This is a genomic window from Nocardia sp. NPDC057663 (assembly GCF_042799895.1).
Lineage (GTDB): Bacteria > Actinomycetota > Actinomycetes > Mycobacteriales > Mycobacteriaceae > Nocardia.
Genome location: NZ_JBHVHX010000003.1, coordinates 158,353 through 182,129 on the forward strand (window position 1 = coordinate 158,353; position 23,777 = coordinate 182,129).

18 protein-coding genes are annotated in these 23,777 nt (G+C 69.4%); 13 read left to right on the top strand and 5 right to left on the bottom strand.

Features of this window, described 5'->3' with window-relative positions:
* Nucleotides 1-12: 12 nt before the first annotated feature.
* Nucleotides 13-1,725, top strand: a complete 1,713-nt coding sequence (locus tag ACFVAV_RS08880; RefSeq protein WP_379032265.1) for an ABC transporter substrate-binding protein — start codon at nucleotides 13-15, stop codon at nucleotides 1,723-1,725.
* A 47-nt stretch (nucleotides 1,726-1,772) separates the two neighbouring features.
* Complete coding sequence (locus ACFVAV_RS08885) at nucleotides 1,773-2,345, top strand: adenine phosphoribosyltransferase (protein ID WP_379032268.1); 573 nt, start codon at nucleotides 1,773-1,775, stop codon at nucleotides 2,343-2,345.
* Nucleotides 2,346-2,349: 4 nt separating this feature from the next.
* Here the strand turns inward: ACFVAV_RS08885 and ACFVAV_RS08890 are convergent, their stop codons facing one another.
* Together ACFVAV_RS08890 and ACFVAV_RS08895 are read right to left on the bottom strand one after the other, a co-directional pair.
* Nucleotides 2,350-2,961, bottom strand: a complete 612-nt coding sequence (locus ACFVAV_RS08890; protein ID WP_379032270.1) for a GNAT family N-acetyltransferase — start codon at nucleotides 2,959-2,961, stop codon at nucleotides 2,350-2,352.
* A gap of 90 nt (nucleotides 2,962-3,051) precedes the next feature.
* The gene (locus tag ACFVAV_RS08895; RefSeq protein WP_379032273.1) at nucleotides 3,052-4,158 is read right to left on the bottom strand and encodes an NAD(P)/FAD-dependent oxidoreductase; all 1,107 of its coding nucleotides are present in this window, start codon (nucleotides 4,156-4,158) and stop codon (nucleotides 3,052-3,054) included.
* Nucleotides 4,159-4,396: 238 nt separating this feature from the next.
* Between ACFVAV_RS08895 and ACFVAV_RS08900 the strand changes: the two genes are divergently transcribed.
* The gene (locus tag ACFVAV_RS08900) at nucleotides 4,397-5,974 is read left to right on the top strand and encodes an ABC-F family ATP-binding cassette domain-containing protein (RefSeq protein ID WP_379032276.1); all 1,578 of its coding nucleotides are present in this window, start codon (nucleotides 4,397-4,399) and stop codon (nucleotides 5,972-5,974) included.
* Here ACFVAV_RS08900 and ACFVAV_RS08905 read toward each other — a convergent pair.
* Nucleotides 5,949-6,452, bottom strand: a complete 504-nt coding sequence (locus tag ACFVAV_RS08905; RefSeq protein WP_379032279.1) for a nuclear transport factor 2 family protein — start codon at nucleotides 6,450-6,452, stop codon at nucleotides 5,949-5,951. The genes ACFVAV_RS08900 and ACFVAV_RS08905 overlap by 26 nt on opposite strands.
* An 89-nt stretch (nucleotides 6,453-6,541) precedes the next feature.
* Here ACFVAV_RS08905 and ACFVAV_RS08910 point away from each other — a divergent pair, with 89 nt between their 5' ends.
* Nucleotides 6,542-7,099 carry a winged helix-turn-helix transcriptional regulator gene (locus ACFVAV_RS08910; RefSeq protein WP_379032282.1) on the top strand — a complete coding sequence of 186 codons (558 nt, stop codon included), beginning with the start codon at nucleotides 6,542-6,544 and terminating at the stop codon, nucleotides 7,097-7,099.
* On the opposite strand, the gene ACFVAV_RS08915 is transcribed toward ACFVAV_RS08910, so the two are convergent.
* The gene (locus tag ACFVAV_RS08915) at nucleotides 7,071-7,949 is read right to left on the bottom strand and encodes a hypothetical protein (protein WP_379032285.1); all 879 of its coding nucleotides are present in this window, start codon (nucleotides 7,947-7,949) and stop codon (nucleotides 7,071-7,073) included. The genes ACFVAV_RS08910 and ACFVAV_RS08915 overlap by 29 nt on opposite strands.
* A gap of 112 nt (nucleotides 7,950-8,061) precedes the next feature.
* Between ACFVAV_RS08915 and ACFVAV_RS08920 the strand changes: the two genes are divergently transcribed.
* The 3 genes from ACFVAV_RS08920 (at nucleotide 8,062) to ACFVAV_RS08930 (ending at nucleotide 11,094) form a co-directional block, all read left to right on the top strand.
* Entirely contained in the window at nucleotides 8,062-9,009 is a 948-nt protein-coding gene (locus ACFVAV_RS08920; RefSeq protein WP_379033550.1) for a hypothetical protein, read from the top strand.
* Between the two features lie 26 nt (nucleotides 9,010-9,035).
* Complete coding sequence (locus ACFVAV_RS08925) at nucleotides 9,036-10,355, top strand: adenylosuccinate synthetase (protein WP_379032288.1); 1,320 nt, start codon at nucleotides 9,036-9,038, stop codon at nucleotides 10,353-10,355.
* Nucleotides 10,356-10,464: 109 nt separating this feature from the next.
* A complete protein-coding gene (locus ACFVAV_RS08930; protein ID WP_379032291.1) occupies nucleotides 10,465-11,094 on the top strand; it encodes an NUDIX domain-containing protein in 630 nt (209 codons plus the stop codon).
* A gap of 19 nt (nucleotides 11,095-11,113) precedes the next feature.
* Here ACFVAV_RS08930 and ACFVAV_RS08935 read toward each other — a convergent pair whose 3' ends face one another.
* Nucleotides 11,114-11,854 carry a metallophosphoesterase gene (locus ACFVAV_RS08935; RefSeq protein WP_379032294.1) on the bottom strand — a complete coding sequence of 247 codons (741 nt, stop codon included), beginning with the start codon at nucleotides 11,852-11,854 and terminating at the stop codon, nucleotides 11,114-11,116.
* Nucleotides 11,855-12,028: 174 nt separating this feature from the next.
* Here ACFVAV_RS08935 and ACFVAV_RS08940 point away from each other — a divergent pair, with 174 nt between their 5' ends.
* From ACFVAV_RS08940 to ACFVAV_RS08965, 6 genes are all read left to right on the top strand, one after another.
* Nucleotides 12,029-13,696 carry a fatty acyl-AMP ligase gene (locus ACFVAV_RS08940; RefSeq protein ID WP_379032297.1) on the top strand — a complete coding sequence of 556 codons (1,668 nt, stop codon included), beginning with the start codon at nucleotides 12,029-12,031 and terminating at the stop codon, nucleotides 13,694-13,696.
* A gap of 28 nt (nucleotides 13,697-13,724) precedes the next feature.
* Nucleotides 13,725-13,991, top strand: a complete 267-nt coding sequence (locus tag ACFVAV_RS08945) for an acyl carrier protein (RefSeq protein WP_379032300.1) — start codon at nucleotides 13,725-13,727, stop codon at nucleotides 13,989-13,991.
* A complete protein-coding gene (locus ACFVAV_RS08950) occupies nucleotides 13,988-18,241 on the top strand; it encodes a type I polyketide synthase (RefSeq protein ID WP_379032303.1) in 4,254 nt (1,417 codons plus the stop codon). The genes ACFVAV_RS08945 and ACFVAV_RS08950 overlap by 4 nt, the downstream gene beginning before the upstream one ends.
* Before the next feature lie 119 nt (nucleotides 18,242-18,360).
* Entirely contained in the window at nucleotides 18,361-19,377 is a 1,017-nt protein-coding gene (locus tag ACFVAV_RS08955) for an alkaline phosphatase family protein (protein WP_379032306.1), read from the top strand.
* A 162-nt stretch (nucleotides 19,378-19,539) separates the two neighbouring features.
* Nucleotides 19,540-21,909 carry a RelA/SpoT family protein gene (locus ACFVAV_RS08960; protein WP_379032309.1) on the top strand — a complete coding sequence of 790 codons (2,370 nt, stop codon included), beginning with the start codon at nucleotides 19,540-19,542 and terminating at the stop codon, nucleotides 21,907-21,909.
* Between the two features lie 255 nt (nucleotides 21,910-22,164).
* Nucleotides 22,165-23,769: a cutinase family protein gene (locus ACFVAV_RS08965; protein ID WP_379032312.1), complete on the top strand. Its 1,605-nt coding sequence runs from the start codon at nucleotides 22,165-22,167 to the stop codon at nucleotides 23,767-23,769.
* Nucleotides 23,770-23,777: the final 8 nt, after the last annotated feature.

Consider the following 23,777-nt stretch of genomic DNA (forward strand, 5'->3'; position numbering starts at 1 on the left):
GGGGGTCTCATCATGCGACGCGGCACGATTCGACTGATCACCGTGCTGGCCACGGCGGCCGTGACCACCGGCCTGGTGGCCGGGTGCTCGAGCAAGAACCAGGTGCCCTCCATCGGGTACGCCGTCGACGCGGCGGTCGCCAGCTACAACGGCGGCAGCACGCTCGGGGCGAGCAGCGGCGCCGCTGCGGTGTTCGGGCGGGTGCTGACCGGGTTCTTCTACACCGGACCCGACGGTCAGCAGGTCGCCGACACCGACGCGGGCACCGCGAAGGAGGTGCCGGGCGAGACGCAGACCGTGCAGTACCGGCTCAACCCGGACGGGGTGTACTCCGACGGGGTGCAGACCTCCTGCGACGATCTGGTGCTGGCCTGGTCGGCGCGCTCGGGCCGGTTCACCCGCCCGGGCGACCGCGGCCCTGTCCCGTTGTTCGACGCGGCGAGCACCGTGGGCTACGCCGACATCGAGCGGGTCGACTGCCAGCCGGGATCCAAGGACGCCACCGTGGTGTTCCGCCCCGGCAGGCACTACCTGCCCTGGCGGACCCTGTTCACCGCGGCCGAGCTCATGCCCGCGCACGTGGTGGCGCAGGCGGTGGGCGCGCCGAACGTGGTGAACGCGCTGCAGACCGGTGACGGCGCCGTGCTCGGCCGGATCGCCGACTTCTGGAACTCCGGCTGGGCCATGAAGCCGGGTGGGCTCGACCTCACCAAGTTCCCGTCCTCGGGGCCGTACCGGATCGAATCCTTCAGCGCGAAGGACGGTTTGGTGCTGGTCGCCAACGAGAAATGGTGGGGGAGCGCGCCCGCGACCAGCCGGATCGTGGTGTGGCCCAAGGGCACCGACTACGCCGCCAAGGCGAAGGAGAACGCGCTCGGTGTCGTCGATCTGGGCGCCGGGTCGGTGTCGGACCTGACGCTCGACGGGTTCGAGGAACAGACGGTCGCGAGCCGCAGCGCCGAACAGCTCGTGCTCGCCACCGACGGTGTCTTCGGCTCGCCCGAGGTGCGCCGCGCGTTCGCTCAGTGTGTGCCGCGGCAGGCGCTGTTCGACACGCTGGGCAAGGCGGGAGAGGTCCCGCAGAGCGGCCTCGGCGCCGGCACCTTGAACGCCCACGTGGTGCAGCAGGATTCGCTGTACTACCCGGCGGTGATCGGAGCCGCCGACCGGTACCGGGGCGCCGATATCCCGGCGGCCACCGCGACCCTGGCCTCGGCACGTGCCGCCAAGCCGACGGTTCGGATCGGTTACCTGGCACCGGATGCGCGCCGGGCCGAGACGGTGGCGATGATCGCCGATTCCTGCCGTGGCGCCGGCATCGGCGTGGTCGACGCGGGCGCACCGGATTTCACGCCTGCCAGGCTGTCCGAGGGCGCGGTCGACGCCGTGCTCGGCGGCACCGCCGCAGTTCCCGGGCCTGCCGGATCGGCCACCGGCGTCGCGGCGTTCGCGGCATTGCGGACCGGTAGCGGCCTCGATGCCGGGGGCTTTGCCAACGGTCGCTACGATGCGATCACCGATCAGCTTGCGGGAGAGGCCAACTCGACCGTGACGCTGAACCTGCTGACCGAGGCCGAGAACCTGCTGTGGGCGCAGCTGCCGAGCATTCCCTTGTTCGCGACGCCGCGCACCATCGCCTTCGGCAACGGCATGCAGAACGGGATCGCCGGGCCGACGCAGGCCGGTACCGGCTGGAACATGGATCGCTGGGTGTTGCAGCGATGAGTAGTGGTGGCAGTCACGCGGGGCGTGACCGTGACGGAGAGGTGTCGATGAGCAAGCACGCGGTGGTCGAGTCCGACGACCAGGTCAGTGAGCGGACCAGCAGGGCCGCCGACGCGGTGTCGCGGCTGACCCGCTGGCACGACGACTTCCCCACGCCGGGTGTGCGTTTCGCCGATCTGACCCCGGTATTCGCCGACGCCGAGGGCTTCCGGGCGGTCATCGACTGCTTCGCCGCCATTGCCCCCGAGGCCGACCTGGTGGCCGGTGTCGATGCGCGCGGTTTCCTGCTCGGGGCAGGGGTCGCCGCGACCCTGGGCACCGGTGTGCTCGCCATCCGCAAGGGCGGCAAGCTGCCGCCGCCGGTGGTGTCGCGCGAGTACGAGCTCGAATACGGTTCCGCCGCACTGGAGATCCCGGCCGACGGCGTCGCCCTCGCGGGCAAGCGCATCCTGCTGCTCGACGACGTGCTCGCCACCGGTGGCACCCTCGCCGCCGCGGCCGCGCTGTTCAAGGAAGTCGGCGCCGAGGTGGTCGCGGCCGCCGTCGTGCTGGAACTCGAGTTCCTGAAGGGCCGCGAGCACCAGGGCGACTACCCGCTGACGTCGATCGTCAAGTTGTAGGCCGTCAGCGGGGCGCTCGCCACATCGGCCACAGCGGCGGCCCGCCGGGAATGCGGAGCTCGCCGGTGACGGTGAAGCCGAAGCGTTCGTACAACGGGACGTTGTCGGGGTTGCTGGATTCCAGGTAGGCGGCGGCACCCTCGGCGTCGATGCGGGCGAGCCGCGAGCGCAGCAGGGTGCTGCCGTATCCGGCGCCGCGGGCCTCGGGGGTGGTGCCGAGCATCGCCAGGTACCAGTGCGGTTCCTTCGGATGGTGGTGTTTGATCAGGTCGCCGACGGTTTTGCCGGCCAGTGTGCGCCGTCCGAACGCGCGGATCAGCCCGGGCATGACACGCAGGTCGGTGGCGATGTTGCTCTGCCAGCGGTCCGGCGGGGTCCACATCGCGACCCCGGCGACGGTCCCGTCCTCGTGGAGCGCCAGATCGGACGCGTCGAGCGGGAAGAAGACGTGCCGTGCCACCGCGGCGAAGAACCAGGGAAGTCCGGTGGCTCGCCTGCGCTCGTCCGGCAGGATCCAGCTCATCACCGGGTCGTGCCGGAAGGCCGCGCCCAGCGCGTCTCCGGCTGCCCGCACGTCACCCCGCTCGGCGGCACGTACTCGCTTCGGCTCCGACATCACAGTCCTCCGGTTTCACTGGTACGGCACTCGACGGTGGGGAATCGCCTTGGAGCCCACGTTAGCGTTCCACTCCGACAGGGACAGCGCTCACGACCACCGGTAGCGGACCGGTCCGAGCTGCCCGCCGCGCACGGTCGCCCGGCAGATCTGTTCCTTCAGCAGGGCGGCGCCCCCGTGGGTGAGGACCAGCTGGGGCAGCGGCCGGTCGGTGAAGTCGGTGAACTGGACGAGCGCGTTCTTGCGGCCCAAGCTCACCGCCTGACCGATGTACCTGCGGCGCAACGGTTTCGGTGCCAGTCCGGCGCGCAGCCGCAGGACCGTCTCGGCGGCATGGATTCCGGATGGGATGGCGGCCTGACAGCTCATGCGCAGCGGGTCTGCGCCGAGGGCGACACCGTCACCCGCGCCGACGATCGCCGGAGACATGGTGCTGACCAGGGTTTCGTCGACGAGCAGCGCGCCGGAACCGTCGACCTCCATGCCGCTGCCACGGGCCAGATCCGACGGGGCGAAGGCGGTGGTGGCGACGGTGAGATCGGTGGACAGCACCGTGCCGTCGGTCATCGCGATCTTGCGGTCACCGATCTCGGCGACCGCGACCTGTTCGACGACGGTGACACCCAGCTCCGCCAATGCGACGCGCAACAGTGCGCGCGCCGCGGCGGACATGCTGTGGCCCAGCTCGCCGGTCACCAGATGCACACGCGCCGAACCACTCTCGGCCAGTTCGGCCGCGACTTCGATCCCGGTGAGCCCGCCGCCGACCACCGTGACCACCGCCCCGGGTGGCAGCGCGCGCAAGCGGTGCCGCGCTCGCTCGGCTTCGGTCCAGGTGCCGAGGGAGACCGCGTGCTCGGTGGCACCGCGGATATGGTGGGCGTCGGAATGGCTGCCCGGGGTGTAGACGAGGTGACCATAGGGCAGTTCGCGCCCGGAACCGGTGTGCACCAGGTGGTTTCGCTCGTCGATCGCGGTCACGGTGTCGATGGTCAGGTGCACGCGGGCGGGCAGGACGGCGCGCAGCGGCCGCCGGGCCGGATGGTTGCCCGCGACGTATTGGTGCAGCCGGATGCGTTCCACGAAGTAGGGGCTCGGGTTCACCATCGTGACACGGACACCGTCGGCAGCGGCCAGTCGTTTCGCGGCGCTGATCCCGGCGTAGCCCGCGCCGACGATGACGACGTCAGCGCTCATGTTCTCCCCTTGTTCGCGATCGCCTTCCACGATAAGTGAGCCGCACCGCACTCCCGGCCTCCGGGTGAGCGGGCTCACGGTGGGCGAAAAATAGGGTGGCGCGACGGTGCACCGGAGTGTTATCAATGAATGGTCTTGTTCCCGGCGATCGGAGTCATGCGTTGATTTCTTGAGGTAGCGCTCCCGGACGGTCCGCATTCTGCGCACCGTGTTTCCGTCGCACCTCAAGGGGATCCGCATGACCTCTCTTTCTCTTTCCGATCTCACCTTCCACTGGCCGGACGGCACTGTCGTGTTCGACGGCCTCGACGCCGTCGTCGGTCCCGGCCAGATCGGCCTGGTCGGCAGCAACGGTGCGGGCAAATCCACGCTGATGCGGCTGATCACCGGTGCGTTGCGCCCGATCCGCGGGTCGATCACGGCGCCGGGACGGATCGGCTATCTGCGCCAGGACCTGGGCATGCAGGCCGGGCAGCGGGTCGAGACGGTGCTCGGCATCGCCGAGGTGCGGGCCGCGCTGCACCGCATCGAAACCGGTGCAGGCGAGCCCGAGGACTTCGACACCGTCGGCGTGCAGTGGCAGATCGAGGACGAGGCGATCGCCCTGCTGGGCAAGCTCGGCCTCGACTACGTCGCCGGTTCGGTCGCCGACCTGGACCGCACCCTCGACACCCTCTCCGGTGGCGAAACCGTGCTGCTCGGGCTCGTCGCGGAACTCCTGCGCGAACCCGATGTGCTGCTGCTCGACGAGCCGACCAACAATCTGGACGCGGTCGCGCGCGCCCGGCTCTACGAGGTGATCCGGCAGTTCGCCGGCACCGTCGTCGTGGTCAGCCACGACCGGGAACTGCTGGATCGGATGGACGGGATCGCCGAGCTGCGGGCCGGCGAGATCCGTTCGTTCGGCGGCAATTTCAGCGATTACGAACGGATCATCGACCAGGAGCAGGAGGCGGCGCGGGCGGCGGTGCGCGATGCGCGCAGCGATGTCCGCAGGCAGGCGCGCGAACTGGTCGACGCGCGGACCAAACTGGATCGCAGGCAGCGGTTCGCGCAGAAGATGCAGGACAACAAGCGGGTGCCGAAGATCGTGGCGGGACTGCGCCGCAACGCCGCCGAGGTGTCGGCGGGCAAACTGCGCAACTCCCACCTCGAGAAGCTCGACACCGCGCGCGAAACCCTCGATCACGCCGAGGAATTGGTGCGCGCGGATCGCGAGATCAGGATCGAGCTGCCCGGTACCCGGCTGTATCCGGGTCAGGACGTCGTCACGCTCGAGCAGGCGCGGCTGGCCAACGGCCCGGTGATCGATCTGCGGGTGAGTGGTCCGGAGCGGATCGCGCTCACCGGCCGTAACGGTGCGGGCAAGACCACGCTGCTGCGCCGGATCGTGGCGGAGCAGCCGAAGGTGGCGTGGCGGCTGCTGCCGCAGCGGCTCGACGTGTTCGACGAGCAGCACAGCGTGTTCGAGAACGTGGCCGCGGCCGCACCGCACGCCACCGCCGAGCAGATCCGGGGTCAGTTGGCGCGCTTCCTGTTTCGCGGCGGCGATGCCGATGTCGCGGCCTCGGCGCTGTCCGGCGGGGAGCGGTTGCGGGCCGCGCTGGCGACGCTGTTGCTGGCCGAACCCGCGCCGAAACTGCTGATGCTCGACGAGCCGACCAACAACCTCGACCTGCCCAGTCTCGCGCACCTGACCCAGGCACTGGCGAGCTTCGAGGGCGCGCTGATCGTGGTCAGCCATGATGCGCGGTTCCTCGACGACATCGGGGTGACGCGCACCCTCGAGCTCACCCCCGACGGGCTCGTCGAGTAGCCGGTGGCCCGGCATTCCCCGCCGATGCCGGGCCATCGACCTGGAATCCGGCGGCTCGGCGCACGATCGCCGGGTACCGGAGCATGGTGGGGCCGAGCCACAGCGCGACCACGGTGATCGCGAGCCACGGCCGCAGGTGCGGGCGTAGCCGCCGGATCCGGCCGTCGGGGGCGAGGTCGAGCACCATCGCCTCGGTCATCCGGAACGGGCCGATCCTGGCCTCGCCCAGCAGGATTCGGGTGTCGCCCGATCCGACGGTGTCCGTCCACCGCAGGTCGCTGATCGCGCGGTAGACGAGCGTCAGCAGTGGGGCGAGGTCGGCGCGGCCGCGGAACACGAGCCTTCCCGACACGGGCGAGCGGAGCTCGGCGTCGTCGGTCAAGGTGTCGAGCAGTGCGGGGATGTCGTTGTCGACGGTGGCGCGCCGGAATCGGGCGACGGTATCGGTGTCCTGCTCGCCGGCGAGTACGTCGGTCATGTTCGCGTCCCTTCCCTTCGGACGGATTTTCCAGACGAAACGACCGTATCCAGCTGTCTTGTAAAAAGCAATGGACTAGGATGGGTGACATGTCCAAAGTGGAACTCGCCGATATCGTGTGCTCGATCGCCCGCACGGTAGGCATCGTGGGGGAGCGCTGGACCCCGCTGATCCTGCGCGACCTGTTCCTCGGCATCACCCGCTTCGAGGACCTGCGCCGCGACCTCGGCATCGCCTCCAACGTGCTCACCGACCGGCTCCGCACCCTCCGCGAGCACGAGATCGTGGAAACCCGGGTGTACCAGGACAACCCGGTCCGCACCGAGTACATCCTCACCGACCGCGGCCGCGACCTCTATCCGGTCCTGACGATGCTCCTCGCCTGGGGTGACCGCTGGCTGTCCACCCCCGACGGCCCACCCCTGTCCGTCGTCCACCGCGACTGCGACCACCTCACCGAAGGCGTAGTCGTCTGCCACCACTGCGGCGACCCGATCACCGCCGACAACGTCACCTGGCACCCCGGCCCCGGCGGCCGCCCCGGCCCCGGCGTAGCGCTGATCGGCGAACGCCTGACCCCACTCCCGGGTCAGCGACCGGGGTTACCACCCGCGGCGGTCAGTCCAGAAGATCAGCGGCCCGATTGACCTCGAGCGCCTTGCGAAGCCACCGCTGCAGTTGATCGAGATCATCGCAAGCCAGAATTCGCTCGCGGACCTCGATGGGGACAGCGATTCCGCGAGCATCGAGCACCGTCAGCACAGACTTGGCCTCACCGCGTGCTTCGCCGCGGGCCTCGCCTTCCGCGAAGTACTTGCGGGCGAACTCGCTGCGGTATTCGTAACCTTGGAGCCCGGCGGCCATCAGTGCCTCCCACTCGGATCGCGCTGCGGCGGGCAGCGTCGACAGGATGAAGTCATAGTACAGCGCGGCACGGTCGCCACCCAGGGTGCCGAGGGCTGCGAGCAGCGCTTTCCAGATTTCGCGGTGTTCGGGATGCTGCGCATGGGCCAGGGCGGACAGCACGGCCAGTTCGGGTAGATCCGCCGCCGCTTCGAGGTCGGTGACGACCGGGACGCCTGACGGGTCCAGGACCTGCGGGCATAGTCCGACGGACGGGTTGCCGTAGCCGAGGTCGATGGGCTTCGCGGCCCACCGCGCGGTCCGGGCGTCGGGGCACACGACCAGCAGCAGCGTCGGGCAGTGCAGCCGGGCTCGGAGTGAAGTGACATACACCGGCCAAGACCAGCGCTTGTCCGGGTCCGGTCGTAGCTGTACCTCCACGACCACCGCCAGGATTCGCTCGCCGCCGCGATGGAAGGCGACTACCGCGTCGGCGTGGTACTCGGTCGGCGCCAGCACCGTGGCATCGCCTGGCACGGTGGTGATCGACTCGTATTCAGGTAGGGGGCAGCCCAATTCGGTCAGCAACGGGGCGACGAGTGCCGGTTGCTGTTGGAAGAGATCGATCACCACTTCGTGCGGAGCCGATGGCATGTGCCAGAAGGTAGCGGACGGTACCGACAAACAGCGAATCCGCTGGGGCTCTTGACGATCGTTGTTTTGGTTGAATAGACTAAAACAACGAAAACGAGAGGGAGTGGTTCTGATGGGGTATGGGCATTGGGATGACAGTGCGTATCGGGCGGGGAAGACGTTCCGGGCGCGAGCCGGGGTGGATGACTTCGGGTATACGGCCCAGATGCGGGAGCAGCCGTATGAGACGTGGTGTGCGCATCCGTTGCTCGATCCGTTCGGGGTGGGGGTGCGGGAGTGCCGGGATTCGGCGGAGCATGGGAATTCGTTGCCGGTGGCGGTGTTGTTCGACGTGACCGGGTCGATGGGGCGGGTGCCGCGGATCATGCAGGACAAGCTCGGGAAGTTGCACGGGCTGCTGAAAAGCAAGGGGTATGCGCAGGATCCGCAGGTGCTGTTCGGGGCGATCGGGGATGCCGATACCGATCGGGTGCCGTTGCAGGTGGGGCAGTTCGAGTCCGACAACCGGATGGACGAGCAGCTGCGGTCGATCCTGCTCGAAGGCGGCGGTGGCGGGCAGAAGTCCGAAAGCTATGAGCTGGCCGCCTATTTCATGGCGCAGCATGTCGCGACCGACGCGTGGGACAAGCGCGGGAAGCGGGGGTATCTGTTCGTGATCGGCGACGAGCTGAACAAGCCGCGCCTGGCCGCCCGGCACATCCGGTCGGTCATCGGTGATCATGCGCGGCGTGATGTGTCGGTCGAGTCGATCTACCGCGAGCTCGCGCAGCGGTGGCATGTCTACTACATCCTGCCGAATCAGTCGTCGTACTACGGGGATCCGGAGATCGCCGAGCACTGGCGCGGTCTGCTCGGCCAGAACTTCCTGAAGCTCGACGATCCCGGCGCGGTGTGTGAATTGATCGCGCTGACGATCGGGTTGGGGGAGGACCGGGTCGACGTCGACACCGGGCTGGCCGACCTGCGCGATGTCGGGTCGGTCGCCGAGGCCGACGCGGTGGGCCGGGCGCTCGGTTCGAAGCCGGCGCGCGGTGTGCGGGCGCTGCCGCCCGGCAAGTGAGGCACGAGAAGGGAAGGGGCGCTGCCATGCTCGGTACAGGGCACATCGTCGTCGTCGATCTGGGGTTCGGCGATGCGGGCAAGGGTGCGACGGTCGACTGGCTGTGCGCACCGGAGGCGGGCCTCGACGTGGCGGCGGTCGTGCGGTTCAACGGCGGTGCGCAGGCCGCGCACAATGTCGTCGCCGACGGCCGCCACCACACCTTCGCGCAGTTCGGCGCGGGGACCTTCCACGGTGTGCCGACGCTGCTCTCCCGTCACATGCTGGTGGAGCCGATCGCGCTCGCCGCCGAATCCGGGCAGCTGGCCGCGCTCGGCGTGCGTGATCCGCTGGGACTGCTCGCCGTCGACGGTCGCGCCCTGCTCACCACGCCGATCCACATCGCGGCGAACCGTGCCCGCGAGGACGCGAGGGGTTCCTCGCGGCACGGTTCCTGCGGTCGTGGAATCGGCGAAACAGCCTGGTACGCGCTCGAACACGACGCACCGACCGTCGCCGACTGCCGGACTCCTGGCGTCCTGCGCGCCACCCTGGATCGGCTGGCGGCGCACTACGACGAGCTGATCGGCCCGAGCGCGCACGGCTACGAATCGATCGATGCCCTGGTGGCGATGTACAGCGACTTCGCCAGGGCGGTGCGCATCACCGACGGTGGTGAACTCGCCCGCACCGCCGCGCGCGGCAGGCTGGTGTTCGAGGGCGCGCAGGGTGTTCTCCTCGACGAATGGCGCGGATTCCACCCGCACACCACCTGGTCGACCGTCGAACCACGCCATGCCCGCGCCATGGTCGCCGGCATCGGCGGCACCGCAACCGTTCTGGGTGTCACCCGCACCTATATGACCCGGCACGGCGCCGGTCCGCTCCCGACCGAGGCGCCACTCGGGAACCCGGAACCGCACAACGGCACCGGCCCGTATCAGGGAGCGTTCCGGCAGGGCCACCTCGACCCGATCCTGTTGCGGTACGCCGTCGACGTCTGCGGCGGGATCGACGGATTGGTCGTCAACCACCTCGACGTGCCCGGAACGCTGTGCGCCGCAGCGGCATACGACACCGAAGCGGGCACGGTCACCGACTTGATCCCGGGCCGATGGGGTGATCTCGGGCATCAGCAGCGGCTCACCGACCAGTTGTCCGAGGCGACTCCGATCCTCGAGCCGGTCGACGGTGACCCGGCGGACTGGCTCGCCCGCCGCCTCGGCGTGCCGGTCGTGCTGACCGGCCACGGACCGGATCGACGTGACCGCACCGTTCGTCTCGAACCACGGCTCAGCATCGGTTCGGCGAACAACCCGCCGGTGGGCGCGGATCGCGACGTCGCGACTGCCGAACAGCCCGCATGAGCGAACGTGTGACAGCGGGCTGCGGGGCGCGCAGGCCGGGGGCCTGCGCTGCCGGTCGCGGGCACCGCAGCTTCGCATCCGGGGTGCGCGTGCGGCAGGATGGGATGACGTGGAGCAATCCGTTGTGTCGATCGATGTCGTGACGTTGCGGTGCTGGGATACCGACAGCGGGGTGCTTATCGGGATCGCTGCCCGCGAGTTCGAGCCGTTCACCGGTGAACTCGCGCTGCCCGGTGTGCTGCTGGGCCGGGGTGAACGCCTTGCCGAAGCCGCCCGGCGTGCGGTGCATACCAAGCTCGGCGTGCCGATGGAGGCGATCGGCGCGGTCGGTCAGCTGGTCACCTTCGATGAACCGCACCGTGATCCGCGCGGGCCGACGCTGTCGATCGCCATGTGGGCCGTCGTCGCCGAGCACGAAGGGCCCGCCGAGTGGGTCGATTTCGACGCGGTGCCCCCGCTGGCGTTCGACCACAACCGCATCGTCGACACCAGCCGCGGCCTGCTCGCCGGGCTGTTGTGGAAAGACCAGGCCCTCACTCGCGCACTGGCGGGCGAAGAGTTTCCCGCGACCCGCGCGGTCGACCTCAGCACCTCGTTGCACGGCACCCGCCCCGACCAGGCAAACCTCAACCGGACACTGGCCGCGATCCCGGGTCTGGACCGCACCGGTGAACGGCGGCGGGTGAAGGCCACCGGGCGACCCGCCGTCGTGTGGGCGTTCAGCGACAGCGAGGCATAAGGCGGCGGTTGGTCACGGGCTACGCCTGATCGGCAGGCAGGTCGTAGACCGCGTAGGTCCGGCGCAGCACCGGGTACGAAACATTGCGCACGGGAACACCTCCCGCCGTCTGCCCGTACTCGCTCCCGGCGTGGGCGTGACCGTGCAGCGCGAACGTGGCACCGCCCGCGTCGATCGCCTCGCCCATGGCGTGACATCCCAGGCCGGGATAGATGGACGTGGGTTCGCCGACGAGGGTGTCGACGACGGGGGAGAAGTGGGTGAGGGCGATCCGGATCTCGCAGTCCAATCCCTCGAGTGCCCGGCACAGGCGCTGAGCGTCGAGGGGGCCACGGAGCATCCTGGCCCGATGTTCCGACGACCCCGAGTCGGGATCACCCGGGTGACCGGGGAATCCACCGGAACCGCCCATCACCCCGGCGATTCCGACCCGGTGCCCACGGATTCTGACCGTCGTCGAATTACCGTCCAGGACAACGACACCGGCCTCGGTGAGCCGCCGCGTGATCAATTCCCCGCGGTGCTCGTCATGGTCGTGATTGCCCAGGACGGCGACCACCGGCACCGGCAGGTCCGCGAGTTCTGCGCACAGCAACTCGGTGTTGGCCCGGGTACCGCCCTCGGTGAGGTCGCCACCCAACAGCAACAGGTCGGCGTGGCGATCGAGTCGGAGGAAGCCGGGCCGGAACTTGCCCGCGACGGCTGGTCGCATGTGCAGGTCGGCGGTGGCGGCGAGACGGACCGGCGCGATATTCCCCACCTGCCAAGACAGCCACAGCGGGGCCCGGCTGTCAACGCGATTCCCCGATCCACCCAGGGGGAGGGACAGCCCACCCTGAGGGTTCGGCGGGCCGCCCCTGAGGTCTCTTCCGATGTGCGGTCGAGGAGCGCAGAGTAGTAGCTACACCATCGACCACCGAAGGAAACCGAGGATATGCAGTCCAGCTACGTGCACCACGTCAGGCAGCGGTTTTCCCGGTATGCGGACACTCGGTCGTACATCTACCTGCGGGAATCCGGACGAGAGCTGGTCGAAGAGGTCGTCACCTACGGTGAACTCGATCGCGATGCCCGAGCGTTTGCCCAGTGGTTGTCCGAGCAGCCCGAGTCGGCGCAGCCGGTGGTGTTGCTCTACCTCGACGGGATGGCGTTCCTGCGGGCCTTCCTGGGCTGCCTCTACGCCGGTGTCATCGCCGTCCCCGCCCCGCTGCCCCACGATGAGCGGGCCGCGCAGCGGGTAACGGGCATCATCGCCGACTCCGGGGCGCAGCTGGTGATCACCACCACCGACTTCGCACCGCTGGTCGAGGCCGCCACCGAGGCGACCGTGGTCGCGACCGATCAGCCGCTCGGCGACGCCGACGCATGGCAGCTGCCCGCCATCGATCCGGGGACGATCGCGTTCCTGCAGTACACCTCGGGATCGACCGGCATCCCGAAGGGCGTCGTGGTCACCCACCGCAACCTACTGCACAACGAAGCCGCGATCGCCGCGACCGGTATCGACGACACGTCCACGATTGTCAGCTGGATCCCGCAGTACCACGATATGGGCCTGATCGGCACGTTGCTCGCCCCGGCCTACGCCGGCGCGAATCTGGTGCTCATGGCGCCGACGACCTTCCTCAAACGTCCGGTGCGCTGGCTGCAGGCGATCGACCGGTATCGAGGGACAATCACCGCCGCCCCGAACTTCGCCTACGACCTGATCGTGCGCCGGGTCACCGACGAGCAGATCGCCGAACTCGACCTCAGCAGCCTCGTCGCCGCGATGTGCGGCGCGGAGCCGATCCGGGCGCGGACCATCGCCGCTACGCTCGACCGGTTCGCACCGGCCGGCCTGCGACCGACCGCCTTCCTCCCGGCCTACGGGCTGGCCGAGGTGACGCTGATGGCCAGCGTCGCGACGAAGGGCGCGGCCCCGGTCCGGTACGACACGGGACGCGACGCCCCGCTGATCGGCTGCGGCCGCGCGGCCCTAGGTCTCGAGCTCCGCATCGTCGATCCGGCGACCCGGCAGGAACTGCCGGACGGTGCCGTCGGCGAGATCTGGGTGCGCGGTGACAGCGTCGCCGCCGGGTACTGGAACCGCCCGGCCGAGACCCGCGAAACCTTCGACGCCCACCTCGACACCGGCGGCCCGTTCCTGCGCACCGGCGACCTCGGCCTGCTGCACGACGGTGAGCTGTTCGTGACGGGCAGGCTCAAAGAGCTGCTGATCGTCAACGGCCGCAACCTCTACCCCCACGATGTCGAGGAAGTCGTGCGCGAGTTGCATCCCGCCCTGACCGGCAATGTGGGCGCGGTCGTCTCCGTCGATGTGCGCGATCGGGAACGGCTGGTGGTACTGCAGGGCGTGAAGCCCGACCTGCTCGGCGACAGCACCCTCGCCGAGCTCACCTCGCTGATCAAGATCGCGGTGGCCCGCGGATTCGACGTCCCCGCACCGAATGTCGTGCTCGTCGCCACCCGATCCGTGTACCGCACCACCAGCGGCAAGATCCAGCGTGGCGCGATGCGGGAAGCGTTTCTCGCCGATCGCCTGGACGGGGTCCTGCACGAGGATCTCGAACCCGCGCTGACCCGTACGACGACCGTCTGACCGAGCTGTCCCCGCCGAGGAGGCGACCATGTTCAGCACCACCACCCACACCCCGACCACGATCCAGGGCTGGCTCGTCGAGCGGGTCGCCGACTACCTCGACCGTGCCCCACACCAGGTGGATCCGGCGACTCCGCTGGCCGAACTCGGAATGGACTCCGTCTCGGCGGTCTCGCTGTGCGGGGAGATCGAGGACCGCTGGTCCCTCGACATCGACCCGACGCTGGTCTTCGACTATCCCACCGTCGCCGCCATCGCCGCCTACCTCGCAGACGAGTTCGTTCTCGCGGCATGAGCGACATCGCGATCGTCGGACTCGACTGCCGCTTCCCCCAGGCGGCCGACCCCGCCGCACTGTGGCAGCTGCTGATCGACGGCCGCGACGCGATCTCGCCGGTGCCGGCGAATCGCTGGCACGCCGAGGACTTCCACGATCCGGCAGGCGCGCCCGGCACCATCAACACCCACAGCGGCGGGTTCATCGACGACGCCGACGCGTTCGACCACGAGTTCTTCGGGATCACCCCGCACGAGGCCGACGCCATGGACCCGCAGCAGCGGCTGCTGCTGCAAGCGACCTGGCGCGCCTTCGAGGACGCCACCCTCGACCCCAGAGCCCAATCCGGTTCGCGCACCGGGGTGTACATCGGGGTGATGGCCAACGAATGGGCCAACCTGCAGATGTCGGACTACACCGCGATCACGCCACAGCACGGCTCGGGCAACGGCTACTTCATGACCGCCAACCGGCTCTCCTACCAGCTCGACCTGAAGGGCCCGAGCCTGGCGGTCGACACCGCCTGCTCGTCCTCGCTGGTCGCGGTTCATCTCGCCTGTGCCGCACTGGCTTCCGGGGAATGCGATCAGGCCGTCGCCGGTGGCGTGAACCTGGTGCTCACTCCTGCGGTCGGGGTGTTCTACACCCAGGCGGGGTTGTCGGCGCCGGACGCGCGCTGTAAGCCGTTCAGCGGCAGGGCGGATGGGATCGTCCGAGGTGAAGGCGTGGCGGTGCTGGTGCTGCGCCGCCTGGCCGACGCGCAGGCGGCGGGTCTGCCGATCTACGCGGTGATCAAGGGCAGCGCGGTGAACTCCGACGGGCGCAGCAACGGCATCACCGCGCCGAACCGGTGGGCGCAGCAACAGGTGATCGGCCAGGCCTACCGCCGGGCCGGAGTCGAGGCGGCGGCGGTCGATTTCCTCGAGGCGCACGGCACCGGGACGGTGCTCGGTGACATGATCGAGGTCAAGGCGCTGGGCGGGCTGCACGGACGCGATCGCGCGAAGCCCTGCGGAATCGGTTCGATCAAAGGCAATCTGGGCCACACCGAGGGCGCGGCGGGGGTCGCCGGAATCATCAAGGTCGCGCTGGGTCTGCACCACGGCACGGCAGCGCCGACCCGATTCGCCGACCAGGAGAATCCGCGGTTGCAGCTGGAACGCAACGGGCTGCGCCTGCTCGCCGAACCGATGCCGCTCGACGGACCGTCGCTGGCCGGTATCAGCAGCTTCGGCATCGGCGGCACGAACGCGCACCTGGTGCTGGCCGGTGCGCCGGTGGCGGAGGACGCTCCTTCGGGTGGCGGCGGGGTGCTCACCGTGTCGGCCGACAATGCGAAAGGGTTGCAGCGCAACACACTTCGGATGGCGCACCTGCTGAACTCGGTTCCCGAGAACCGGTTCGCGCAGGTCTGCTGGACGAGCAATCGGGTGAAGTCGTCGGGCAGGCACCGGCTCGCGGTCGTCGCCGCCGACCCGGCGGAGGCGATCACGCGCTTGCTCGCCGGTGCGGAATCCGGGGTGGCGGGGCCGGTTCGGGTCGGCTGGATGTTCACCGGCCAGGGTTCGCAGTTCGCCGGCATGGCGCGGCCGCTGGATGCCGTGAGCGGGTCGTTCCACCGGGCGCTGCGGACCGTCGACGCGGCGATGACCGCCCACCTCGGCTCCTCGATCCGCGAGCTGCTGCTCGACGACACCACCGTCGTCGATCGCACCGAACTCGCGCAGCCGGCGATCTTCGCCATGGAATACGCACTGGCGCAGGCTCTCGCCGACGCGGGGGTGCGCCCGGCCTGGGTGATCGGGCACAGCATCGGGGAGTTCACGGCGGCGGCCGTGGCCGGTGTCGTCGACCTCGAGGACGCCTGCCGTCTGGTCGTCGCCCGTGGCCGGCTGATGCAGCAATTGCCCGGCGGCGGTGCGATGCTCGCGGTCCGTGCGACACGCGCACAGCTCGCAGAGCTGCTCGACGGCGAACCCGAAGTGGCCGTGGCCGCCGTCAACGGGCCCACCGATCTCGTGCTCTCCGGCGCCGCGACGGCGCTCGACCGGATCCGGGCCGTCCTCGCCGAACAGCAGGTGGTCAGCAAGCCGCTCACCGTCTCCCACGCTTTCCACAGTCCGCTGATGGCGCCGATGCTGGAGAAGTTCGCGGTCATCGCCCGGGAATGTGCCTACCGGGCACCGAATCTGCCGATCTACTCGACCGTGCGCGGACGGCTGCTCGACCCGGCCGAGACGATGGACGCCGAGTACTGGGTCGAACATGTCGGTGCCACTGTGCTTTTCAAGGACGCGCTGGCCGCGGCCGTCGAGGCCGATCCCACCCATGTCGTCGAGATCGGCCCGCGCCGCATGCTGACCCCGCTCGTCGGGCGCCTGCGCCCCGATCTGCTACCGCGGTGCCTGACGCCGAGCCCGGGGCCCGGCGCGACCGGCCGTGAACTCGCGGAGACCGTCGCCGCGCTGCACCGCGACGGCCTCGACCCCGACTGGGACCACCTGTACGACGCCGAACAGCGCGTCCGCCGTCGGCTGCCGGTCTACGACTTCTCGACCGAACACCGCTTCTGGCTCGAACCGACCACCCTCACCACACCTGCCACCCCGGCGGAGGACACCACCATGGAACAGCTGATCGCGCTCTTCCGCGAACAGAACGCGCTGCTGGCGAGCATGGCGCCGGGCGCGCCGGCGACCACCGCGCCGCCGCCCGCCGTTCCTGCCGCCACCCCCGCCGTGCCCGCCGCCACCCCCGGCGAGGTCGCCCGCGTCGTGCGCGCGGAGTGCAGCCGGGTCAGCGGGTACTCCGTCGACCGGCTCCGCGATACCGAAACCCTCACCGACGAGCTCGGATTCGATTCGATGATGCTGTCGGACCTGTTCGGTGGCCTGATGCGCAAGCTGCCTGGGCTCCAGGTCGACCCCACCTGGCCGAGCGCCGCGACCACCCTCGGCGACGTCGTCGACTACGTCACCGGTCAGGTCGCCGGTGCACCCGCTTCCGCCCCGGTCGTTCCCGCTCCGGCGCCGGTCGTGCCCGAACCGGCGCCGGTGACCGTCACCCCGGAGTACCGGATCGCCGACTTCGCGGAGGTGCGGGCGATCGAGGACCGGCTCACCGGCGCGGCGGCGCTGGGGCTGGACAACCCGTACTTCCTCGTCAACGACGGCGTCACCCGCGACACCTCGCTGATCGACGGTGTGCCGGTGGTGAACTTCTCCAGCTACAACTACCTGGGGCTGTCCGGTCACCCGGCGGTCGTGTCGGCCGTGCAGGACGCCGTCGCCCGGTACGGCAGCTCCTGCTCGGCCAGCCGGGTGCTCTCCGGTGAGAAACCGGTCCATCGGGAGCTGGAGGCCGAACTCGCCACGCTGCTGGGCACCGAGGACGCGATCGCGCTGGTCGGCGGCCACTCCACGAACGTCACCATCATCGGGCACCTGGTCGGGCCCGACGACCTGGTGATCCACGACAGCCTCGCCCACGACAGCATCCTGCAGGGCTGCGTGCTCTCCGGTGCGACGCGAAGGCCGTTCCCGCACAACGACCATGCCGCGCTGGACCGGCTGCTCGGCGAGCTCCGGCACCGCTATCGCCGGGTCCTGATCCTCATCGAGGGCGTCTACAGCCAGGACGGCGACATCCCCGACCTGCCCGCGATCATCGAGATCAAGAAGAAGCACCAGGCCCTGCTGATGATCGACGAGGCGCACAGCATCGGCGTGCTCGGCGCGCACGGTGGTGGCATCGGCGAGTACTTCGCCGTCGACCGCCGCGATGTCGAATTGTGGTCGGGCACCATGTCGAAGGCACTGGCCGGGTGCGGGGGATATGTCGCGGGCAGCGCGGAGCTGATCCGCTTCCTGAAATACACGACGCCCGGATTCGTCTACAGCGTCGGCATGACGCCGATGAACGCCGCCGCCTCGGCGGAAGCGATCCGGCAGCTCCGGGCCGACGGCACACCGCTGCAGCGGCTGCGGCACAACGCGCGGCTGTTCCTGGAGCTGGCCAGGGCCGCCGGGATCGACACCGGCGACAGCCACGACACCCCCATCATCCCGTGCATCGTGGGCGATTCGCTGAAGACGATGCGACTGTCGAACACGATGCTGCGCCGGGGGATCAACGTCAATCCGATCATCTATCCGGCGGTTCCCGAGGATCTCGCGCGGCTGCGCTTCTTCGTCACCGCCTGCCACACCGAAGAACAGATCCGCGACGCCGTCGCGATCCTCGCCGAAGAGCTCGGCACCACGACTTAGCCTGCCGCCGTTGGCTTGTCGTTCAGCGGGGCAACCGGTGTGCGCGACGCCGGTGAAACGTCGATGAACACCGACGCGGTGGCCTCGCCGGGCCGTCGGCGCTCCCGCATCGTGAGGACATGCGCGAGCTGTCGGCCCCCGCGAAGGTTCTCGTGGCACTGGCCACCGCCCTGGTGACCATCCCGCTGCTGTGCTCGGCCGCGGGCTCCGACACCACCTTCGACGATCCGGGTGTCGCGATCGATCCGGCGGCCGCGTTCGGTGTCCCGCGCCGCGGTGGTCCGGCCGCGGTCGCGAAGGTCGTCGTGATCGGGATCGATGGACTGCTGTTCGACAAGGCCGACCGCCGTCAGGCACCGCGACTGCGGCACCTCGCCGCGCAGGGTCTGCTCTCCCGCGGCAGCATCGCCGGGCACATCACCGTCTCCGGGCCGTCCTGGGCGAGTGTGCTGACCGGGGTGTGGGACACCGAGCACGGCGTCACCGGCAACGACTTCGACGCGAGCCCGTTCCGCACCCACCCCAGCGTCTTCACCCGGATCGAACGCGCCGACCCCGCCCGGCACACCGTGTCGATCGGCACCTGGCACCAGATCGCGACCATCGCCGCGAGCGGTGACCGGCGGGCCGACGTCGCGCTCACCACCACGCCCGACCCTCGCGACAGCGACGAGGCGGTCACCGACGCCGCCACCGCGACCGAGGTGGTCGCCGCGATCGAGCGGAGCGGGCCCGATCTGGTGTTCACCCACCTCGATCAGGTCGACCTGGCCGGTCATCAGCACGGTGGGGCATCGCGCGCCTATCTCGCCGCCATCCGCCGCGTCGACGTGCTGGTCGGGCAGATCGTCGCCGCCGTCGACCGGCGGGCGGCCGGCCACCCACGCGAACAGTGGAGCGTGCTGGTCACCACCGATCACGGTCACCTGCCGACGGGTGGGCACGGCGGCCAGACACCCGCCGAGACCGCCAATTTCGTCATCGCCCGCGGCGCCGACTTCACCCCCGGCATCACGACCAGCGCGTACACGCTGGTCGACATCACCCCGACCGTGCTCGATCTGCTCGGCGCCCCGCCCGGCCGTCTCGACGGTCACAGCCTGCGCATGCGGCCGCAACCGATCGACGAACGCTGATCGAACCGCAGGTCGGAGGCCGATTTCGGGCCGAGTCGGGACCGTCGCACGCCCGTGACCGCCTGGAATGGAACACCCGGTCGGTGTGGGGACTAAAGTTGGTGGTCCGGGCGGTTGCAGCACTCGGCCGAAGGGTCCGAATGCAGCGTGAGAGGCGGTGGCATGACTCGACAACTCGGCGAGGCGAAGGTTGGGCAGGAGTCCACCGGCGCCCCGCGGACCGACGGTGCCCCGGCGACCCCCGAACCCGCCAAACAGTCCCCGACCGCCTCTGTGCCCAGCTCGGCATCGCGGCGCGTGCGGGCCAGGCTGGCGCGCCGGATGACCGGTCAGCGCGGCATCGCGGCGGTGAAGCCGGTCCTGGAACCGCTGGCCACCGTCCACCGGGAGCTGTACCCGAAGGCCAATCTGGCGCTGCTGCAACGCGCCTTCGACGTCGCCGACGAACGGCACGCCAAACAGTTCCGCAAGTCGGGCGACCCCTACATCACTCATCCGCTGGCGGTCGCCAACATCCTCGCCGAGCTCGGCATGGACACGACCACGCTGGTCGCCGCCCTGCTCCACGACACCGTCGAGGACACCGGTTACTCGCTCGAGCAGCTCAAAGAGGAGTTCGGGCAGGAGGTCGCCCACCTCGTCGACGGCGTCACCAAGCTCGACAAGGTCAACCTCGGCGCGGCCGCCGAGGCCGAGACGATCCGCAAGATGATCATCGCCATGGCCCGCGACCCGCGCGTGCTGGTGATCAAGGTCGCCGACCGGCTGCACAACATGCGCACCATGCGTTTCCTGCCGCCGGAGAAGCAGGCCAAGAAGGCCAAGGAGACCCTCGAGGTGATCGCGCCGCTGGCGCATCGCCTGGGTATGGCCACGGTCAAATGGGAGCTCGAGGACCTCGCCTTCGCGATCCTGCACCCCAAGAAGTACGACGAGATCGTGCGCTTGGTCGCCGATCGCGCGCCCTCGCGCGACACCTATCTGGCGAAGGTGCGCGCCGAGATCGTCAACACCCTCGCCGCCTCGCGGATCAACGCGATCGTCGAAGGCAGGCCCAAGCACTACTGGTCGATCTACCAGAAGATGATCGTCAAGGGCAAAGACTTCGACGACATCCACGACCTGGTCGGCATGCGCATTCTGTGCGACGAGGTCCGCGACTGCTACGCCGCGGTCGGTGTCGTGCACTCGCTGTGGCAGCCGATGGCCGGCCGGTTCAAGGACTACATCGCGCAACCGCGCTACGGCGTCTACCAGTCGCTGCACACCACCGTCGTCGGTCCCGACGGCAAGCCGCTGGAAGTGCAGATCCGCACCCAGGACATGCACCGCACCGCCGAGTTCGGCATCGCCGCGCACTGGCGCTACAAGGAGACCAAGGGCAAGCACTCCGGTGACGCCGCCGAGGTCGACGACATGGCCTGGATGCGGCAGCTGCTCGACTGGCAGCGGGAAGCCGCCGACCCGGCCGAGTTCCTCGAATCGCTGCGCTTCGACCTGAAATCGCCGGAGATCTTCGTGTTCACGCCGAAGGGCGACGTGATCACGCTGCCGCAGAAGTCGACGCCGGTCGACTTCGCCTATGCCGTGCACACCGAGGTCGGGCACAAGTGCATCGGCGCCAGGGTCAACGGCCGGCTGGTCGCGCTGGAACGGCAGCTCGAGAACGGCGAAGTCGTCGAGGTGTTCACCTCCAAGGCGCAGAACGCCGGACCGAGCCGGGACTGGCAGAACTTCGTCGTCTCGCCGCGCGCGAAGGCCAAAATTCGCCAGTGGTTTGCCAAGGAACGGCGCGAGGAAGCGCTCGAAAGCGGCAAGGAGCAGATCTCCAAGGAGGTCCGCCGGGTCGGGCTGCCGCTGCAGCGGTTGATGAGCGTCGACGCCATGACCGCGGTCGCGCACGAACTGCACTACTCCGACATTTCCGCGCTCTACACCGCCGTCGGCGAGCACCAGGTGTCCGCGCACCATGTGGTGCAGCGGCTCATGGCCCAGCTCGGTGGCATCGGTGACGTCGAGAACGAGCTGGCCGAACGGTCGACGCCGTCGACCACGCCCAGCAGGCAGCGGGTCACCGGCGACGCCGGCGTGCTCATTCCCGGCGCCTCGGGCACCGTGGCGAAGCTGGCCAAGTGCTGCACGCCGGTACCGGGTGACGAGATCATGGGCTTCGTCACCCGCGGTGGTGCGGTGAGCGTGCACCGCACCGATTGCACCAATGCCGGATCGTTGCAGGCACAGGCCGAGCGGATCATCGACGTCGAGTGGGCGCCGTCGCCGTCGTCGGTGTTCCTGGTCGCCATCCAGATCGAGGCGCTGGACCGCACCAGGCTGCTGTCGGATGTCACCAAGGTGCTGGCCGACGAGAAGGTCAACATCCTGTCCGCGTCGGTGGCCACGCACGGCGACCGGGTCGCGATCAGCAAGTTCACCTTCGAGATGGGCGACCCGAAGCATCTGGGCCACCTGCTCAACGTCGTGCGCAATGTCGAAGGCGTGTACGACGTCTACCGGGTGACCTCCGCCGCCTGACCCCGAACCCCGGCCTGGGCACCCTCGTTCGCGACGGTGCCCGGGCCTTTTTCTGCGCGCACCCCGATCATCGATCGCCAGGAGATTGCTGAGACAACGGGGTTTGCCGGGGGCAGTGAAAGGGCCGCTTTGGGCAGCGGTTGGGGGTCTCGGAATCTGTTACGGTTTACTGCGTTTCAACGCTCCACTGGTCAGCCGAAACGGACTGTGATGCGGATCGATATGGCTCGGTGCACGACACGACTCACGGCGACGATGATCGCGTTCGCCGTCGCTTCGGTGACGGCATCGGCAGGTGTGGCCTCCGCGGACGAGGGCGCGCCCGGCGCTCCCTCCACCCAGGTATTGATCTCGGCGTGTCCGGCACTGTACGCCTTGGGGATCCAGGGCACAGGCGAATCGTCACCGGACGCCGCGACCAGTACCGACACCGGCATGCTGTCGACGGTCTTCCGGCCGATGTTCGCCAAGGCTGCTGAGCCGGGGCTGGTCGATCGCGCGTATGTGCCGTACGAGGCCGGATTCGGTGGCGCGGTACCGGGTGGGGCCGTGCCCTACACCCAATCGGTCGACGGTGGACTCGAGCGGCTGCGGTCGATGACCGCCCAGGTCGTGCAGCGCTGCCCCGACTCGCGGATCGCGGTGGTCGGGTATTCGCAAGGCGCCCACGTGGCCTCGCTGTTCGCCCAGGAAGTGGGCGCGGGCACCGGCAAGGTGCCCGCCGACAAGGTCGCCGCGGTCGCGTTGTTCGCCGACCCGACCCGGGGCACGAACGCCCCGGTGTTCCCCGGCGCGCCCGACCGGACGACGCCGAGCGCGGCACCCGGTACCTCGGGTGAATCGCTCGACGCTGTCGCCGCGGTGCGCCAGGCCCCCGCGCCAGGCGGTGGGCTCGGAGCGAGCGGCACTCAGCCCGCCGACTTCGGCAAGCTCACAGGCCGGGTCGCGAGCTTCTGCGCGACAGGTGATCTCGCCTGCGATGCGCCGCAGGGCGCCCCGCTCCTGCGGGCGGTGACCAATCTCGTCAGCCAGGTGAAACTGTCCGGTGGCGACCCGATCGGCTCGCTGGTCTCGATCGCGCAGGCGCTGGCCTACACGTCCATCAAGACGGCCTCGACGGTCGTCAACGAGGACATCTCCGGCAGCACGCTCGCGGATGTCTCGCTCTCGCCGAAGAAGTCGATCTCCCAGCGCATCGCCGACGCCTCCGACCCGCGCAACCAGCTCGATGTGAACGCCGCCTACCAGGCGCTGCTGAAGGTCGGCATGATCGGGCTCAACGCCGTCACCACCGTGGTGAAGACCCTGCTCAACCCGGCGAGCATCGCCGAATTGGCCACCGCGACACTGTCGAATCCGCTGGTCGGGCTCACCTTGCTCGGCACCAAGATTGTCGGCGCCGTGCCGCAGCTGGTACCGCCGACCACCGGGATCCGGCTGGTCAACGAGGCGTACACGGCCGTCCAGCAGAACATCACCGACAACTCCGAGCTGCTCGACGTGACCACCTGGGTGCGCTACTGGGACACCACGCAACGCCACGACGCATACTCGCGCATGGGCGTAGGCGCGCAGGGCACGACCCCGACCCAGTACGTCGCGGACTGGCTCGCCGCCGTCGCGCGAGACGCCGCGGGCGCCTCCGGACAGGGTGCGGTGCCGGTCGGCGGGTCGGACCAGCGCAGCGCCGGAATCTTCACCAGCCCGACCGGCGCGTCTACGACACCCAAACCCTCCGGTGGGGGACAATTTCCGTTCGGGACAGGAGCCGATGGCGCCTCATCCGGCGGCGCGTCGACTCCGCCTGCCGCGTTACCCGGAACCACCGCTCCCACCACCCGCCCGTTCTCTGTGAACTGATCACCGAG